A 17,988-nucleotide genomic window follows, 5' to 3' on the forward strand; every position below is an offset into this window, starting at 1 on the left:
ATGGAAAAAATGACTTTTTTTCAAATATTTTTTGAACTTGTAAAGACGTTACCAAGTATGTTTTTATTGTATATAACAACGATAGTATTTTCCGTCCCGTTAGGAATTTTAGGTGCTCTATCGTATACAGGGAAAAATAAAGTTGTGAAATTTTTGATTTCAACTTATACTTGGATTTTTCGTGGAACGCCATTGATGCTACAGCTTTTGATGGTATATTACGGATTACCGCTTATAAAAATAAACGGATACAGCATAACCTTAACAGCTTATTTGGCAGTTGTAGTAACATTTATCATAAATTATGCTGCCTATCTAATAGAAATTATAAGAAGTGGACTTGAGAGCATTGATAAAGGACAGCATGAAGCTGCAAAAGTCTTGGGTTATACATATTGGCAAAAAATTATTTATATCATTTTGCCACAGGCGTTAAGAAGAGTACTTCCAACTTTGGGAAATGAAGCAATTACCCTTATAAAAGATACATCGCTTATGTATATTTTGGCTGTTACGGAAGTTATGAAGAGAACAAAAGATTTGGCGAATATTTCTTACACGATAACTCCTTATATTTGTGCAATTATCATTTATTTAATACTTAGTTTTTGTGTTGACAGATTGTTTAAAATCATTGAAAAACGAAATAAAGTTAGAATTTAATATTATTTTGTGAATCTAACAATAAGTTTTAACTATGATATTTTTAAATTGAGTTTTGCTACCAAGAGAATTTCGGAAAAGATATTAAAGAGGCAAACATAAGATTTTGTAGAAGAAATAGGAGTTAAATAATGGAAAAAATAATAGAAGTAAAAAATTTAAAAAAGAGTTTTGGAGAAAATGAAGTTTTGCATGATATAAATTTGAATATTAATAGAGGAGAAGTTGTTTCACTTATAGGGCCTTCAGGAAGTGGAAAATCCACTATTTTAAGATGTATCATCGATTTGGAAACGATTACCTATGGTGATATCTTTATTGAAGGAAAAAATTTGAAAGATAAAAAGATAAAAAAACAAATTTTACTAAAAACAGGAATGGTTTTTCAGTCGTTTAATTTATTTCCGCATATGACAGTGAGAAATAATATTGTGAGAACGCTAAAATTAGTAAAAAAAACTTCTTTAGATGAAGCAACAAAAATTGCAAAAGAAGTTTTGGAAGTCGTTGGACTTTCTGATAAAATTGATAATTTTCCTAGCGAACTTTCAGGAGGGCAGAGACAAAGAGTGGCAATTGCTAGAGCTTTGGCGCTTCAACCCGATATTCTGCTTTTTGATGAACCAACTTCAGCACTTGATCCAGAACTTGTAAAAGAAGTTTTGGATATAATAAGAAAATTAAAAAATAAAAAAATAACAATGCTAATTGTCAGCCACGAAATGAATTTTGTGAAAGAAATTTCAGATAAAGTTGTCGTTCTAGAAAAAGGAAAAATATTGGAAAAAGGAACTTCAAAACAAATTTTTGAAAATCCAAAATCCAGTCGTGTAAGAGAATTTTTAAATACAATTTATTAGTATTTTTATTTTTGAAAAATTACTGAATTTTTAGTATGGCAGTCGAGTTTAAAATTGTTAAAATAATAATTTCTAAGCAGGGGTACCATCGCCATACCCCTGCACCCCGGCTAGTCTACGACATTTTTATGCACTGCCAAAAAACTCGCACTAGTCGTGCTCAAACAGTTTTGTCAGCACATAAAAATGCTCCGACGAATAAAGAAATAAAATAAACAAATGACATCTTGTAATCAAAAATAAATTAAAAATATTGAAATTAGAAATATATCTTTGAAATTTTTATTATTTTAAGAAAAAAACATTTGCATATACACATAAAAGATGATATAATGAAGCATAATAATTCTGATTCTAAAATTATTTGAAAGTAAAAAATAGATTGGAATAAAATAGGTATGAAAGAGGTGAGAAATGGATGGAAAGTTTTATTCAAATAAAAGATTTAGTAAAAAAATATAAATTAGCTGATGGAAAAGAGATTTTTGCGGTAGATAACGTTAATCTTGAAATTGAAAAAGGCGATATTTATGGAATTATGGGACTTAGTGGCGCTGGGAAATCGACGCTTATAAGACTTTTAAATAGACTTGAAGAACCGTCTTCAGGACAGATTTTGGTTCGGGAAGAGACAGATTCAAATGATGAAAATTCTGATCTTGTGAATAAAAATATTTTGGAATTTAACCAGAAGGAACTCAGAGAATATAGAAAAAAAGCAGGAATGATTTTTCAGCACTTTAATCTTTTAAATTCAAGAAATGTTGCACAAAATGTTGCGTTTCCTCTAGAAATTTCTAATTGGGAAAAAGATGCTATTGATAAAAGAGTGGACGAATTGCTTGAAATCGTTGGACTTTCGGACAGAAAAGAAAATTATCCAGAACAGCTTTCAGGAGGTCAAAAACAGAGAGTGGCAATTGCAAGAGCCTTGGCAAACAATCCTAAAATACTTTTATCAGATGAAGCAACTTCAGCGCTTGACCCCAGAACGACAAATTCAATTTTGGAGTTATTAAAAGAGATAAACAGGGAATTTGGGATAACTATTATTCTTATTACTCACCAGATGGAAGTGATTAGGAAAATATGCAACAAAGTTGCGATTATGTCAGACGGAAAAATTGTGGAAACAGGGACAACTAAACAAATATTTTTAAGTCCAAAAAATGAGCTTACTAAAGAATTTGTAGATCATTTGTCGCACGACACTTTTAGAACGGAAGAAGAAATTAAGCGAAGAAAAGAAAATAGTAGTGGGAGTAAATTGAGATTAAAGTTAAAATATAACGAAGAGCAAGTTAACCGCTCCTATATAGCAGAACTTATAAGAACTTTTGATGTGGAAGTAAATATTTTAGGTGGTTTTATTGATAAAGTCAGCAATATCATAATTGGAAATGTACTTATTGAAATTACGGCAAATGAAACAAAAGTACATGAAATCATAGATTGGCTTGCAAAACATAAAATAGATTCGGAGGTGTTATAGTTTATGAGATTTGACTGGATAGAGTTTTTTCAGTTTCAAAATATGATTGGACCACTTTGGGAGACGATTTATGTAGTTGGAATTGCAACTGTAATTTCACTGATTATTGGCTTTCCAATAGGAATTTTGCTTGTTACTTCCGAAGAGAAGGGGATACGTCCAAATAGAACGTTGCATAAAATACTAGATATTATTTTGGTAAATATAACAAGGTCAATTCCATTTATAATATTAATGGTTTTGTTAATTCCAGTGTCGAGATTAATTGTGGGAGTATCGTATGGAAATGTCCCATTTATTGTACCACTTGCGCTAGGAGCTGCTCCATTTGTTGCAAGAATAATTGAAGGAGCGCTAAAGGAAGTGGATGAAGGGTTAATAGAAGCCTCAAAATCAATGGGAGCAAATTATAAAGAAATAATTTTAAAAGTGATGATACCTGAAGCTCTGCCATCGCTAGTTCATGGGATTACTTTGTCGATTATTACACTTATTGGATATTCAGCACTTGCGGGAACTATCGGTGGCGGTGGACTGGGTAAAGCAGCTGTAATAGATGGTTTCAATAATCAAAATTACGCAGTTATGTGGCAATCTACGATTGTTATCATTATTTTAGTCCAGGTTATACAATTTGCTGGAGATAAAATTGTAAATAAAATTATTAATAAAAGAAAAAAAGTGTAAATAAATAATTTAAAAAGAGAGGATGATATAAATGAAAAAAATATTAGCATTATTAGTGGCACTTACACTATTTGTGGTGTCTTGTGGAAAAGGGGAAAAATTGAAAGTTGGAGCGACACCTGTTCCCCATGGAGAATTACTAAAATTAGTAAAGGATGATTTGAAAAAACAAGGAATTGATTTGGAAATTGTGCAATTTGACGATTATATCTTGCCAAATAAAGCTCTTGCAGATAAAAGCATAGACGCAAACTTTTTCCAACACGTTCCGTATATGGAAGATTTTGCCAAAAAAAATAATATTCCTTTAGTATCAGTTGGAAACGTGCATTTAGAACCAATGGCACTTTATTCTAAAAAAGTTAAAAATATAAAAGACTTAAAACCAAAAGATACGCTTATTATTCCAAATGACCCGACAAATGGTGGAAGAGCTTTAATTTTACTTGACAAAGCTGGAATTATAAAATTAAAAGACAACAAAAAATTGGATTCTACTACAAAAGATATCGTAAGCAATCCAAAAAATATTAAAATTGTAACTTTGTCAAATGAACAAATCGCACCAAGATTAGTTGAAGTGGCAGGAGCAATTATAAATTCAAACTTTGCAATTAATGCGGGAGTTACAAAAAATGAAATTATTTTGCAAGAAGATAAAAATTCACCATATGCAAACGTTGTAACTGTTCTAAAAGGTAATGAAAATGACCCTAGAATACAAAAATTGATGAAAGCTCTACAAAGTGAAAAAGTTAAAAAATATATTGAACAAAAATATGAAGGAAGAATTATTCCAGCATTTTAGTTTTTTTAATTTTTTTTAACAGAGGGAAAAAGCCATCACTTCCCTTTGTTTCTATGTTAGTCTTTGATGTTAAAAATTAAGACACTATTATTGAAATAGTGTCTTTTTTTAATTCCTTTTAACAAGGGGAAAACATCGCCTTTTCCCCTTGACCCTGCGCTAGTCTTCGACATTTTTATGCACTGCCAAAAAACTCGCTTTCGCTCAGACAGTTTTGTCAGCACATAAAAATGCTCCGACGGTTTAAATTTATTTCAAGAAATTATGGTACTTTTATATGGTAGTAAAGTTTGAATTGTTGAGGTACTTTGATGTATTGACAATGTGTTGAAAAATTGATACAATAAATTTAAGAAGGAGGTGTTTGTTATGACAAATGCTAATTTAAGTATTAGAGTTGATAAAGATACGAAAGAAAAAGCGAATGAACTATTTAACAGACTTGGGCTAACAATGACGACAGCTGTAAATATATTTTTGAAAACTGCGATTAGAGAAAATGGGATTCCTTTTGAATTAAAGTTGGAAGAAGAGCCGAATGAAACAACGATACGGGCAATTGAAGAAGGAAGAAGAATTGCAAAAGATGACAGCATAAAAGGATATGACAATATAGAGGAGTTGAGAAAAGCACTTGGCGTATAAAGTTAAGTTTACAGGACAATTTAGAAAAGATTTAAAATCGGCAAAAAAACAAGGAAAAGATCTTAATAAACTCTTTGATGTGATAAAAGTATTGGAAAAAGGTAAAAAACTTGAAGATAAATATAAAGATCATAGTTTATCAGGAAAATATAGTGGAACAAGAGAATGTCATGTCGAGCCAGATTGGCTATTAGTTTATGAAATAATAGATGATGTATTAATGCTCGTATTATACAGATTAGGTTCACATTCAGAACTATTTTAATTAGTACAGTTATTTTATAAGAAAAAAAATATCTCTTTTTCAAAAAACTCTACTGGTCGTGCTCAAACAGTTTTATCAGCATATAAAGATTTTTCGGCGGTTTAAATTACTATATTTTAAAATTCTAGAAAAATTTTTAAAATTAAAAAAATGAGTGATGTAATGATTTTGAGAGAGTGTCCAGAATTTTGTGTAAACTCAAAATATAATATATGGTACAGGATGGTATTTTTATCATCCTGTTTTTAAATCCTTCCTTCAAAATAGAGAGTGTCCAGAATTTTGTGTAAACTCAAAATATAATATATGGTACAGGATGGTATTTTTATCATCCTGTTTTTAAATCCTTCCTTCAAAATAAATACTTAACTGAGAATATATTTCTCCCCAGCCCGGTATTCTTCCAGTCCATTTCCTTGTTGCTTCCTTTAAACTTAAATATACTGACTTCATCAATGCTTCATCTGTCGGATAAAGTGATTTTGTCTTCGTATACTTTCTTAATTGTCTGTTTAAGCTTTCTATCGGGTTTGTCGTATATATCAGCTTTCTTATCTTTGTATCATATTTAAAGTATGTTGTCAACTCATTCCAGTTACTTCTCCAGGAATTAATTACTGCCATATACTTTTTACCCCATTTTTCTTCTAGTTCATCCAGTTTAAACTCTGCCTGTTCCAGTGTTGGTGCATTGTACATTTCTTTTAAGTCTGATGTAAATTCCCTTACATCTTTGTAAGATATGTATCTTATGCTGTTTCTAATTTGATGAACCACACATTTTTGAATTTCTGTCTTAGGGAACACCGAAGATATTGCTTCGCTGAACCCTTTTAAATTATCAACAGACATAATTAGTATATCCTGAACTCCTCTGTTTTTTAATTCATTTAAAACATTTAGCCAGTACTTGCTTGATTCATTTTCTCCTATCCAAAATCCTAAGACCTCCTTTCGCCCTTCCTTATCTATTCCTATAGCTAAATATACCGCCTTTTTAACAACAACTCCATCTTTTCTTACGCTGTAATGGATAGCATCCATAAAAACTATTGGGTATACATCCTCAAGCTGTCTAGACTGCCATTCCCTAATTTCAGGTATAATTTTATCTGTAATTTTACTGATCATAGATGGCGAAACATCAATTCCATAAAGATTATTGAGATGGTCCTCGATATCTCTATTGCTCATTCCTTTAGCATAAAGAGAAAGAATCTGTCCTTCAATGCCAGTAATTTCTCTTTGATATTTAGGGATGATTTGAGGCTCAAACTCAGCATTTCTATCTCTAGGAATATCTAAATCAAGATTGCCATACTCACTTCTAACAGTTTTCTTGGAATGTCCATTTCTAGCATTAGAAGTAGTCTTATCTTTCATAGAATGTTTAGCATACCCCAGTTCATGCTCAATTTCAGCTTCAAGCATGGTTTGGATAGTACCCGAAAGCAAATCCTTAAGCATATCCTTAATATCATTAGTATCTTTAATATTGTAATCCTCAATCAGTGTTTTAAAAATTTCGTTGTCAATTTTCTTTTTAGTCATAACAAAAACCTCCAAATATTATACAGTTATTTTACCATATATTATCTAGAGGTTTACACAAAAATTTTTACACACCCGATTTTGAAAAAAATCATTCTGATATGAAATAAATAAATTACAAAAATTAAGACACTATTACTAAAATAGTGTTTTTTTTGTAACTAAAAGTCAAGACCACCCTTCAAAAGGGTGGCTTGCTCTACGGCTATAAGCCGTCGGGTCTCCTACTTCGCCTAAAGACGATACTTGACCTTCGTTCAAGCTACTGTTGTATTTGACTCGTTGCTACCTCTTAAAGAGGTATCCGTACTACTTGCTACCCTTAAAAGGGTCTTCATATTCCTTTACACTTAATTTGTCCATCGCTATATCATGTTTCTCCTGTTCGGCTATATATTTTTTTATTGTTGCTTCATTTAAGCCTACTGTGCTTACATAATATCCTTCTGACCAGAAATGTCTGTTTCCAAATTTATATTTTAAGTTTGCATGCTTATCAAACATCATCAATGCACTTTTCCCTTTCAGATATCCCATAAAACTTGATACACTTATTTTTGGTGGTATGCTTACCAGCATATGCACGTGATCTTTCATCAGATGTCCTTCTATTATTTCAACTCCTTTATATTCACATAATCTTCTTAAAATTTCTCCCACACTTTTTCTGTATTGACTATATACAATTTTTCGTCTATACTTAGGTGTAAATACTATATGATACTTACACATCCATTTAGTATGAGACAGGCTATTAGTTTTATTAGCCATATAAACACCTTCCTTTCATTAATAGTAGCTTGAACAACTCTATTATAACGGAAGGTGTATTTTGTTGCAAACTTACGTTTCCGCACCCGCATAGCAGGTGGTTTTATGTTTCGCACGCTTTGCGTACTCAACTGACTAAAGTCAATAATAAAAAAAAATTTTTTTATTAAAAAAATAAAAAACTTTTTTACTTTATCCTTATAAATGTTGAGCTTGTTTTTGTTTTACCTTTACAAATAAATAAAAAATTGGTCATTATTAAAAAATTTTTGAAAAATCTTAAAAAAATACTTGCTTTTTTTTTTTTTTTTTTGTTACAATATTAACGTCAGATGAGACAAAAACAAATTAAATTGAAGAAACTGAAAAATCTATTAACCACTCACTCACTCATTTTAAACTATTCCTGATAGTTTTTTTGGATTTTTTAATTTTAGGAAAGAAGAGGTAAAAGTTATGACAAATGATTTGAGAATTCTAAAAAAAGAATTGAAATCTTTTGCAAAAAGAGTTAAAGATTTTAAGTACACTGATTCGGCGCTTATCACTTTCTTACTTACAGGACTAATAATGCTTAGCGGTATTTCACTTAATCTTTACTCAGATGAAATTAAGGCGCAGCAGGAAGCAATAAACACTTCAATAACGCAAATTAGAAAGGATTTTAAACGGGCAAGACAGGAAAATAACAAGCTTTTGAGAAACACAAACTTAGAACTAATTCAACTAATGGAGCAAGGAGACCAAGTGGTAAAATCACCTTGGAGCAGCTGGCAGTTTGGAATGAATTATGTGTATAACGACTGGCAAGGAACTTATAAAGGTCGTGGAGATAAAAAGGAATCTATGAAGTATGCAAGGGTAAATGACAAGTTTGGTACTTATACAGGAGCAAAGCAGGGAACTACTGAGTTGAAAAGGGTAATTGAACCAGTTTCAGCTGTGCCTGTGGATGCGGCAGTTAGACCAAAAACTGTAACTATAAATGCTGTAGCCGGTGCCTCAGCTCCGGTTATAACAACACCGACTTTGAATGTTAATGTGTCAAGTGTAACACCGTCAACTACAACGGTTCCATCTATAACAGCTCCTACTGTAGCGATACCAGGAATTAGTATGGAATCAATAAATGGTTATAATTTAATATTCCCAAATAGTGGCGTGTACGGAACTGATATTCCTCATGCTACAGATATGACAGTTTCAAGTAGTACAGGAGTTAAAAGTTCTCCAGTAGCAAATCCAGTAGTAAATAGTGAGCAATATATTTCTTATTTCTATTCTGGTCAAAATGTTACTAAGGCAGGAACAAAGGATGCAACAGTAACTATTAAAGATGATATTATTGTAGATAATTTTAATGGAAATAATAAATATTATGCTGGTGGTTCTCGATATGCGTATACGGATGATGTGTTTATGGCAGGAACTGGAACTAATCGAAGCTCGTTTACACTTCAAACACAAGATAAAGTGACATTGAGGGGACCTAAAATAGTTGCATTATTAGCAGAAGAAACATTATGGAATGCAGGATATACTGATTTTAATATAAAAAATAAAGGAACTATAACAGATTATAATGAAGGATTAAGTGCGGGTGCGACTCTTTCTTCTACAACGGGAAATGATACTGTTAAAGTAGATGCTAGCGGATATTCAGGATATAAAACTGGTATTGCGCTTACAACAGAAGAATCAGATTCTTGGTCACAGGGGCATAATAATTACAATTTACAAAATGATGGTACTATAGAATTTTATGGAAGTAATTCTACTGGGATTCAATATGATTCAACAAGAGAATCAGCATATTCTTATATAGGAATGTTTAATGAAGGGAATACTTTTTTTAGAAGAGAAAATGGTTCTAAAAGTCCCATTCCAGGAGCTAATATAAATTGGTGGACAACGCCTATAACTTGGGGTGATGGTCCAGCAAAAGTTTCTTTAATTAATGCAAATGGTTCAAAAATTATACTACATGGAGATTATTCACATGCCTTAAAAATGGCGGGAGAATTAGTGAGATATGGTACTAATGATGGAACTGATTCACAATTCTATAATTTAGGAACAATCACTATAACTGGTAATAATGGATCTAAAGGCTCATCAGCCGCTATTACTAAAATGACATCAAAATTGACAGATACAAGAGGAGCAAATGATGGAGGAACAACTGGTGTAAAATTAAGAGGTAATTATGATTCAGATGACGGAGATATTTCAGATGCTATAATGCAAAATAAAGGAACTATTGAAATTGCTGGATATAATAACGCTGGATTATTAATAGAATCTAATAATAAAGATACGACTATAAATGCAAGTAACGGAGTTATAAACATTGATAGAGATAAAAATCAGAATAAAAAAGCCGCAAGTAATGCAGCAATAAGAGTACAGGCTAGCAAAATAGATCCTACTCAAGTGACTGCGACAACTGCAAATTATCGTGATACAAGTGGTACATATACAGGTTCTTTGAATTTAAGTGGAATAATAAATGTAAGAACTCAAGCCAAAGTTCAAGGAGTAAATAACGGAACAATTAATCTTCTGAATAGTACAGACAATGGGCAACAGGGGGGAATGGAAACGTTGGTATCTATGCAGTAACTGAAACAGGATCTACGGGGACTTCTGGTTCAGAGATAACAGGTATTAATAATACAACTGGTAAGATAAATGTACTTTATAATAATGTAGGAATGATGTCGTCACAAGATGCGGGGCTTTCTAACTATAATACAAATATTATAAATAAAGGGACAATAGAAGTAGGTTCAAGTGATAGCGGAACTAATGTAACATCTGGTGGAGTTGGTATGTATGTTGGAAAGAAAGATAGTAACGGTGAGCAAAGTGGAGGAGTAATTACATCATATGCAAACAACGTCGGAGTTGTAAATAACGGAATCTTTAACTTCAACGGTGGAACAATTTCGGCAAATGGAGTAAATTCAGTGGGAGTTTATTCTAAAGGTGGAGGAAACTCAAAGACATATATAGGTAACAATACTCCAAATTCAGCAACATTAAATGTGTCTGATGGTGGAGTAGGACTTTATACAGATGATGGTTCTACACAAACTTTACAAGGGTTGAATGCCAATGTTTCAGGAACTGACAAGGCTGGATCAATTTTATTCTATAACATTAAATCACAAGCAGCATCAGGTAATGGAAAATTTGATTTGACAAACCCAAATGCAGGTAATGCTACAATGGGTGCTCATTCATTTGTTTTCTATACTAATGATAATCTATTTTCAGGTGGAACGACATTTACTCAATTTTTAAATGATTGGATTGGTACATCATCAGGTCCAGGAGTAAATTTAACAATGAACTCTGGTTCAAGTTTATTATTAGATGATGTAAGTGGTGCTGGAAACAAAAATGTATTATTCAGTAATATAACACCTATAACAGGTCCAACTTTGCAAAATAAAAATGGTCAAATAGTAGCAACGCTAACTGGAGATTATCAATATTTGACAGTAAAGGGAGCAGATGTAAAAGTCGATGAAACAAACTATGATTTATCAGATCCTAATAATAAATTAAACAAAGTTTCAATATATGACTCGAATATAACTGTAAATAATGGAACAACTATTCACGATGGAGCTACCCCTAATGTGGCAACATCGACTAATTTGGTTAGTCAAGGGTATATCCTTGGAGTAAATAATGGAAAAACATTGATTAACAAAGGAACAATTACAATGAATTCTTCAACACCTGCACTAAAGACATTAGTTGCAGTAGGAACTGATGGAAGTGCTACACCGACAAGTTCAAAAGCTATAAATGATGGAACAATTACAAGTAAAATCAATGATGGAATTGGAATTTATGTTGGAGACGGTGCAGAAGGTACGAATAACAGTGGTAAAACCATAACAATGGACGGAACAAAAGCGTTTGGTATGGTCGGTTCAGAAGCTAATACAGAAAACCAGGGTGATATTATAGTTAACGGAGCGTCATCAATAGGAATGTACTCTATTGAAACTAAAGCTTCACCTTCAGATAAAGTGGCAAAAAATAGTGGAACTATAACAACAACTGGAGATAATAACATTGGAATGGTTGGAAATTATTCTGACATATTAAACGATACAAAAGGAGTAATTAAATTAAATAATTCTAATAATAATGTTGGAATGTATACTTCAGCAGGAACTAGTGGAAAAATTACAAACAATGGAACTATTACAGGAATAGACGGAACAATAGGAATTTATGGAACTGATAGAGTTGAATTGGGAAGTAGTTCAAGTATAACAGTTGGAGATAGAGGAGTTGCTCTGTACTCGGATACAGGAAATGTTACAGTTAATCCCGGAGCTAAGATTGAATTAATAAAAGGTGGAACTGGTTCAACACCGGCTGACAATGCAACAGGAGTATTTATAGACAATTCTCGTGGTACAGCTTCAACTGTAAATATGAATGTACATAACTTAGTTCAAAGTAATCTTGGTAAAAACTCTTATGGATATTTCTTTAAAGATGTGAATACTTTAAATTACACAAATACAAACGGAAGTAATCCAATTACATTAGACGATGGTTCAATTTTTGTCTATTCTGATGCAACTGCTGGAAATGTATATAATACACAAGACTTAACTGCTGTGGGTAATGGAGTAATTGGACTATATCAAACTGGCGGAACAATTACAAATGATGGAAAACTTGATTTTAGTGCAGGAACAAAAAATACTGCAATATATACTGCAAATGGAACAGCAATTAACCAATCAGCTGGAACAATTGGTGTAGGAGCTTCTAGTTTTGGTATGGTTACAACAGGTGGTACTTTAACAAATGATGGAAAAATCAATATAACAGCAAACAAAGGTACTGGTATGTATTCATCTAGTTCAAATGTAACAACAAATAACGGCTTAATAACAACAGCAGCTGGTGTAACCGATGCAGTTGGTATCTATGGTAAATCTGTAAATAATACATCAAGTGGTAAAATTACTGTTGGAGACAGCGATATAGCTATTTATACTGACGGAGGAAATGTAACAAATGATGGAGACATCACAGTTGGAAATAATAAAGCAATTGGTGTTTTAGCAATTGGAGCTAATCAAAATATTGCTTTAAATGGAAATGTAGCAATTGGTGATGATTCGTTTGGATTAGTAAACAAGGGAAATAGCAATAAAATTACTTCTAATGCCTCAAACACTACATTAGGAACAGATGCAGTATTTATTTATCAAAATGATAATACTGGAGAAGTAAAAAATTATACTAACCTGGTTTCCACTGGAGACAGAAACTATGGACTATACGGAAATGGTACTACTGAAAACTACGGAACAATAGACTTCTCAAATGGAAATGGTAACGTTGGAATGTATGCAACTGCTGGTGGTGTTGGAACAAACTTTGGAACAATTAAAGTTGGTGCTTCAAACACAGGTGCAAAAGAATATGGTGTAGGTATGGCTACAGGATATTATGATGAAACAACACATACAACCTCAAATGAAGGAACAATCATAAACAGAGGAAAAATAGAAGTAAGCAAGCCGAACACAATGGGAATGTATGCGGTAGGACCTAATTCAAAAGCAATAAACTATGGAGATATAGACTTGTCAGGAAATGATACGATAGGAATGTATCTTGACAGAGGTGCCAAAGGTGAAAACTGGGGACATATTCAAACGACAGCATCAGGACTTAAAGGAGTAAAAGGAATATATCTTTCAAATGGAAGCTACATTAAGAACTACGGAACAATAAACATAGCAGCTTCAGATATGAAGAGTGCAGGAATATGGTCTGATACGCAATCGCAATCAAATGCCGAAGAAAATGCAAGTGGAGTAAATCCAGTAACAGGGGCAAGTCAGACAGGAACATCAACACCGGCAATGAGAGTAGTTACAGCAGATGACATGAAGGAAATGGGAGGAGTAACAATAAAGGTTCCGCCTAGAGCGACACCGGTAACAGTAACAGATGCACACGGAAACGTAATACCGATAGTAAAAGTTGACACAGACACTCCAACACCAACCCCAGTGTCAGTAACAGTAACATCGCCGTCAGGAATAACAACGTTAAACTTGGCAGCAAACAATATGCAAAACTTCGCATCATCTTCAGAAGCGACAAGCCTTGGAATGTATGTGGATACATCGGGAGTAAATTACACAAATCCAATACAGGGACTTAATAATTTAGTTGGACTTCAAGATATAAACTTGTATTTTGGACCGGAAGCTTCGAGATACACTACATCTAAAGCGATAGAAATAGGGGATAATATTTTAAAACCTTACAATGACGCGTTAAGAGGACTGGTAACAGCAGGAACAACATTGTATGTAACTTCACCAAGTCTAACTTGGATGGCACAGCCAACAAAAAATGCTGCAACAGGACTGTTAGACAAAGTATACTTAGTAAAAGTTCCGTATACAGCGTTTGCAAAAGATGGAGATGACCAGACATACAACTTCCTTGCAGGACTGGAACAAAGATATGGAGTACAAGGATTAGGAACTAAGGAAAAATTGATATTTGACAAGATAAGCAGTTTAACTGGAGGAGAAGGACACATACTGGCTCAGGCGATTGATGAAATGAAAGGACACCAGTATTCAAATATCCAGCAGAGAACAAAAGAAACAGGAGATATTTTGAGCAATGAGTTCAACTATTTGCAGACTGAATGGGAAAACCCAACAAAAGATAACAACAAGATAAAAGCGTTTGGTCATAGAGGAGAATACAAGACAGATACAGCAGGAGTAATTGATTATTCAAACAACGCTTACGGAGTAGCCTATGTTCATGAAAATGAAACTGTTAAATTGGGAAATAGCTCAGGATGGTATGCGGGAGCGGTAACAAATAGATTTAAATTTAAGGATCTAGGAAAATCAAGAGAAGACCAGACAATGATAAAAGCGGGAATCTTTAAGAAAATGTCTCCAGCTTCTGACCACAATGGCTCATTACAGTGGACAATTTCAGGTGAAGCGTTTGCAGGAATAAACCATATGAAACGAAGATACTGGATAGTAGATGACACTTTTGAAGCGAAATCAGACTATGGAACATATGGAGTGGCACTAAAGAATGAAGTTGGAAAAGACTTTAGAACAAGTGAGAGAACAAGTATAAGACCATATGGAGCATTAAACTTGGAATACGGAAGATACACAGGAATAAAGGAAGACGGACCGATGGCACTAGAAGTAAGAGGAAATGACTACATTTCAGTACAGCCGGAAGCAGGAGTATCATTTAATTATAGACAGCCAGTGGGAGTAAGAAGCAGCATAAGAGCAAGTTTAGTAGCAGCGTATACAAATGAGCTTGGAAAAGTGAACGATGTAAAAAACAAAGCGAAATTAAGAGGAACAGATGCAGAATACTATGAACTACGAGGAGACAAGGAAAATCATAAGGGAAGCGGAAAGTTTGATTTAAATTTAGGCTTTGAAAATACAAGATTTGGAGTAACAGTAAATGCAGGATATGATACAAAAGGAGAAAATATAAGAGGAGGTATAGGATTTAGATTGATTTACTAATCTTACTAAACTCTACAAAATTTAATTTAAATAAAAAATAGTGAAGCTTTTGTGGTTTCGCTATTTTTTTTAAGCAGGGGTACCATCGCCGTACCCCTGCACCCTGGCTAGTCTTCGACATTTTTATGTACTGCCAAAAAACTCGCACTAATTGTGCTCAGACAGTTTTGTCAGCACATAAAAATGCTCCGACGGTTTAAATTTTACTATTATACAAAAGGTGTCGTGATTTTTTTGGAGTAAAGACGACTGTCTGAACGAAGTGAGTTTCGGCTTTGACGCAAAAAAATGCTTAGACGCGTGTGGGGATTATAAGGGGAAATGGCGGTCCTTTCCCTTTATGTAAAAAAATAAAAAACTATATCTTTTGTTATTTTTTTATTTGATTTTGTTAAAAAAAAATGATATAATTTGAAAGATAGAATTTAGTATAATATTTTATGATATGATTTTAATTGAATTTTGTTTAAAAGTATATAGTTTTTAAGAAAAAATAATTGAAATGAAAGGAAAAAAATGAAAAAGATATTTATAATTTGTGCAATTTTAGTAACTGCAAGTAGTGCTTTTGCTGATGAAAATACAAATGCGGCAGCAGCAACTGAAACGAAAGTAGAAGGAGCAAATAAAAAAACAACTGTAAAAAAAGCTGGATTTTGGGATTTTTATGAACAACAGCAGACAAAATTTTTAAAGCCTAATGATCAAAAATTGTTTAATGATTTAGATAAAAGTGTGAGACCGCAAGATGATTTTTACAAATATGTAAACAATAAATGGGATAAAAGTACAGTGATTCCAAGAGCAAAATCAGCTTGGGGATCATTTGTCGAAGTTACGGAAAAAAACCATGATTTCTTGAAAAATTTGATAAAGGAACTGGAAGAAAAAAATGTGAGCGGAAATACAAATGAACAAAAAATTTTGACTTTATACAAAAGTTTTTCTGACATGAAAAAAAGAAATGAACTTGGAATTTCGCCTATTAAAAACAGCTTAGAAAAGATCGATGCAATAAAAGATATAAAAGATTTACAGAAATATAATATCGAAAATACAAGACAGGGGAAAAACGAATTTTATGGCTGGGGAATTGGAGCTGATTTTAACAACGCCAAAAATTATGCAGTATTTTTAGGAAGTGCAAGTTTAGGATTATCGGTGGACTACTATCAAAAAGATACCGCTGAAAACAGAAAAATTTTGGCAGAATATACAAATTATGTCAGTGATATACTAAAATTTGCCGGAGAAAAAGATACATTGCAAAAAGCTCAAAAGATTGTGCAATTTGAAAAAGATATGGCGAATACGATGTTAAAAGTGGAAGATTACCATGATGTGAAAAAGTACAACAATCCAAAAAGTGTAAAGGACTTGGCAAATATTACAAAAAATATAAATTTAGCTGACTATTTGCAAAAAGTTGGAGTAAATACAGATAAAGTCATCATTACTGAGCTAAATTACTTTAAAAATCTGGATAGATTCTTGCGAGATGAAAATATAGATTTAATCAAGGACTATATGAAATTTCAATTAGTTGACGGCTCATCTTCATACCTTACAGACGAACTTGGAAAAAGAAGTTTTGAGTTTTATGGAAAATATTTAAATGGTCAGAAAGAAAGAGAAACTCTTGAAAAAAGGGCATTATATTTTACAAACGGTTCGCTTGGAGAGATGGTAGGACAAATTTATGTCAAAAGAAATTTTTCGCCTGAAGCTAAAAGAGATACAAAAGAAATGGTTGAATATATAAGAAAAGCGCTAAAAAATAGAATTACAAAACTTACTTGGATGAGTGAAACGACTAAGAAAAAAGCGCTGGAAAAATTGGCAAAAATAAATGTTAAAATAGGTTATCCAGATAAATGGAAAGACTACAGCACATTAGTTTTCACAAATGACGATACACTTTATGACTTAGTTGAAAAAATGAACGACTGGAGCTACAAAGAAGCTCTAAAAAAAGTTGGAAAACCTGTAGATAAAACTGAGTGGGGAATGTCTGCAAATACAGTAAATGCCTATTATTCACCAACTGGAAATGAAATAGTATTTCCAGCAGGAATACTTCAGCCTCCATTTTATGATGTCAAAAACTCTGAAGCCGCTGCAAATTTTGGAGCGATTGGAACTGTGATTGCACATGAAATAACGCACGGATTTGATGTATCGGGAGCTTCATACGACGGGGATGGAAACGTGAAAAACTGGTGGACAGCTGAGGACAAGGCAAAATTTGATGCAGTTTCTAAAAAATTGGCAAATGAATTTTCAAGTTACACAGTAATTGATGATACAAAAGTAAACGGTGAATTTACATTGACTGAAAATATCGCTGATTTAGGTGGAGTAAACATCGCTTATGATGCATTACAACTTTATTTAAAAGATCATCCAAATTCAACAAAAGCTTATGATGACACAATAAGTAAACTTTTCTTTTTAAGTTATGCGAGAATGTGGCGTCAAAAATCAACACCTGAATATTTAAAAAATATGACAAAATCAGATTCTCATTCACCAAATTTCTTAAGAGTAAACGCCATTTTGAAAAATGTTGATGCTTTTGAAAAAACATTTGAAGTAAAAGAAGGAGACAAAATGTATAAAGCTCCTGCTGATAGAATTAAAATCTGGTAAAAATTTTTAGCAGT

The 17,988-nt window shown here is 32.7% G+C and carries 12 protein-coding genes; 10 read left to right on the top strand and 2 right to left on the bottom strand.

Going from position 1 to position 17,988, the window contains the following annotated elements; translation table 11 throughout:
• The first annotated feature begins 9 nt into the window (after positions 1-9).
• The 7 genes from AXF11_RS09810 (at position 10) to AXF11_RS09840 (ending at position 5,420) form a co-directional block, all read left to right on the top strand.
• Complete coding sequence (locus tag AXF11_RS09810; RefSeq protein WP_156440431.1) at positions 10-663, top strand: amino acid ABC transporter permease; 654 nt, start codon at positions 10-12, stop codon at positions 661-663.
• 140 nt (positions 664-803) lie between these two features.
• The gene (locus AXF11_RS09815; protein ID WP_197416871.1) at positions 804-1,523 is read left to right on the top strand and encodes an amino acid ABC transporter ATP-binding protein; all 720 of its coding nucleotides are present in this window, start codon (positions 804-806) and stop codon (positions 1,521-1,523) included.
• Positions 1,524-1,941: 418 nt separating this feature from the next.
• Positions 1,942-3,015 (top strand): methionine ABC transporter ATP-binding protein, encoded by a 1,074-nt coding sequence (locus AXF11_RS09820; RefSeq protein WP_068157767.1) that lies wholly within the window; start codon positions 1,942-1,944, stop codon positions 3,013-3,015.
• Between the two features lie 3 nt (positions 3,016-3,018).
• Positions 3,019-3,702, top strand: coding sequence for a methionine ABC transporter permease (locus AXF11_RS09825; RefSeq protein WP_068157770.1), 684 nt, complete (start codon positions 3,019-3,021; stop codon positions 3,700-3,702).
• A gap of 31 nt (positions 3,703-3,733) precedes the next feature.
• A complete protein-coding gene (locus AXF11_RS09830) occupies positions 3,734-4,510 on the top strand; it encodes a MetQ/NlpA family ABC transporter substrate-binding protein (RefSeq protein ID WP_068157773.1) in 777 nt (258 codons plus the stop codon).
• Positions 4,511-4,879: 369 nt separating this feature from the next.
• Complete coding sequence (locus tag AXF11_RS09835) at positions 4,880-5,155, top strand: type II toxin-antitoxin system RelB/DinJ family antitoxin (protein ID WP_068157777.1); 276 nt, start codon at positions 4,880-4,882, stop codon at positions 5,153-5,155.
• Positions 5,145-5,420, top strand: coding sequence for a type II toxin-antitoxin system YafQ family toxin (locus tag AXF11_RS09840; protein ID WP_068157782.1), 276 nt, complete (start codon positions 5,145-5,147; stop codon positions 5,418-5,420). Before AXF11_RS09835 ends, AXF11_RS09840 begins: the two co-directional genes overlap by 11 nt.
• A 339-nt stretch (positions 5,421-5,759) precedes the next feature.
• Here the strand turns inward: AXF11_RS09840 and AXF11_RS09845 are convergent, their stop codons facing one another.
• Positions 5,760-6,971 carry an IS256 family transposase gene (locus AXF11_RS09845; protein ID WP_068153993.1) on the bottom strand — a complete coding sequence of 404 codons (1,212 nt, stop codon included), beginning with the start codon at positions 6,969-6,971 and terminating at the stop codon, positions 5,760-5,762.
• 309 nt (positions 6,972-7,280) lie between these two features.
• Positions 7,281-7,742: an IS200/IS605 family transposase gene (gene tnpA, locus AXF11_RS09850; RefSeq protein WP_068154106.1), complete on the bottom strand. Its 462-nt coding sequence runs from the start codon at positions 7,740-7,742 to the stop codon at positions 7,281-7,283.
• A 456-nt stretch (positions 7,743-8,198) separates the two neighbouring features.
• Between tnpA and AXF11_RS09855 the strand changes: the two genes are divergently transcribed.
• The 3 genes from AXF11_RS09855 (at position 8,199) to AXF11_RS09865 (ending at position 17,974) form a co-directional block, all read left to right on the top strand.
• On the top strand, positions 8,199-10,364 hold the full coding sequence (locus tag AXF11_RS09855; RefSeq protein WP_068157784.1) for an autotransporter-associated N-terminal domain-containing protein: 2,166 nt from the start codon (positions 8,199-8,201) through the stop codon (positions 10,362-10,364).
• Positions 10,365-10,456: 92 nt separating this feature from the next.
• Positions 10,457-15,325 (top strand): autotransporter domain-containing protein, encoded by a 4,869-nt coding sequence (locus tag AXF11_RS09860; RefSeq protein WP_156440412.1) that lies wholly within the window; start codon positions 10,457-10,459, stop codon positions 15,323-15,325.
• A gap of 516 nt (positions 15,326-15,841) precedes the next feature.
• Complete coding sequence (locus tag AXF11_RS09865) at positions 15,842-17,974, top strand: M13 family metallopeptidase (protein WP_068157792.1); 2,133 nt, start codon at positions 15,842-15,844, stop codon at positions 17,972-17,974.
• Positions 17,975-17,988 lie beyond the last annotated feature (14 nt).

Source organism: Leptotrichia sp. oral taxon 847 (genome assembly GCF_001553645.1).
Taxonomy (GTDB): domain Bacteria; phylum Fusobacteriota; class Fusobacteriia; order Fusobacteriales; family Leptotrichiaceae; genus Leptotrichia.

Excerpts from the sequence above, each read along its gene's own strand:
- AXF11_RS09810 (WP_156440431.1), top strand. The coding sequence starts at position 10 with ATGACTTTTTTTCAAATATTTTTTGAACTTGTAAAGACGTTACCAAGT.
- AXF11_RS09820 (WP_068157767.1), top strand. The coding sequence starts at position 1,942 with ATGGAAAGTTTTATTCAAATAAAAGATTTAGTAAAAAAATATAAATTA.
- AXF11_RS09825 (WP_068157770.1), top strand. The coding sequence starts at position 3,019 with ATGAGATTTGACTGGATAGAGTTTTTTCAGTTTCAAAATATGATTGGA.
- AXF11_RS09830 (WP_068157773.1), top strand. The coding sequence starts at position 3,734 with ATGAAAAAAATATTAGCATTATTAGTGGCACTTACACTATTTGTGGTG.
- AXF11_RS09835 (WP_068157777.1), top strand. The coding sequence starts at position 4,880 with ATGACAAATGCTAATTTAAGTATTAGAGTTGATAAAGATACGAAAGAA.
- AXF11_RS09845 (WP_068153993.1), bottom strand. The coding sequence starts at position 6,971 with ATGACTAAAAAGAAAATTGACAACGAAATTTTTAAAACACTGATTGAG.
- tnpA (WP_068154106.1), bottom strand. The coding sequence starts at position 7,742 with ATGGCTAATAAAACTAATAGCCTGTCTCATACTAAATGGATGTGTAAG.
- AXF11_RS09855 (WP_068157784.1), top strand. The coding sequence starts at position 8,199 with ATGACAAATGATTTGAGAATTCTAAAAAAAGAATTGAAATCTTTTGCA.
- AXF11_RS09860 (WP_156440412.1), top strand. The coding sequence starts at position 10,457 with ATGATGTCGTCACAAGATGCGGGGCTTTCTAACTATAATACAAATATT.
- AXF11_RS09865 (WP_068157792.1), top strand. The coding sequence starts at position 15,842 with ATGAAAAAGATATTTATAATTTGTGCAATTTTAGTAACTGCAAGTAGT.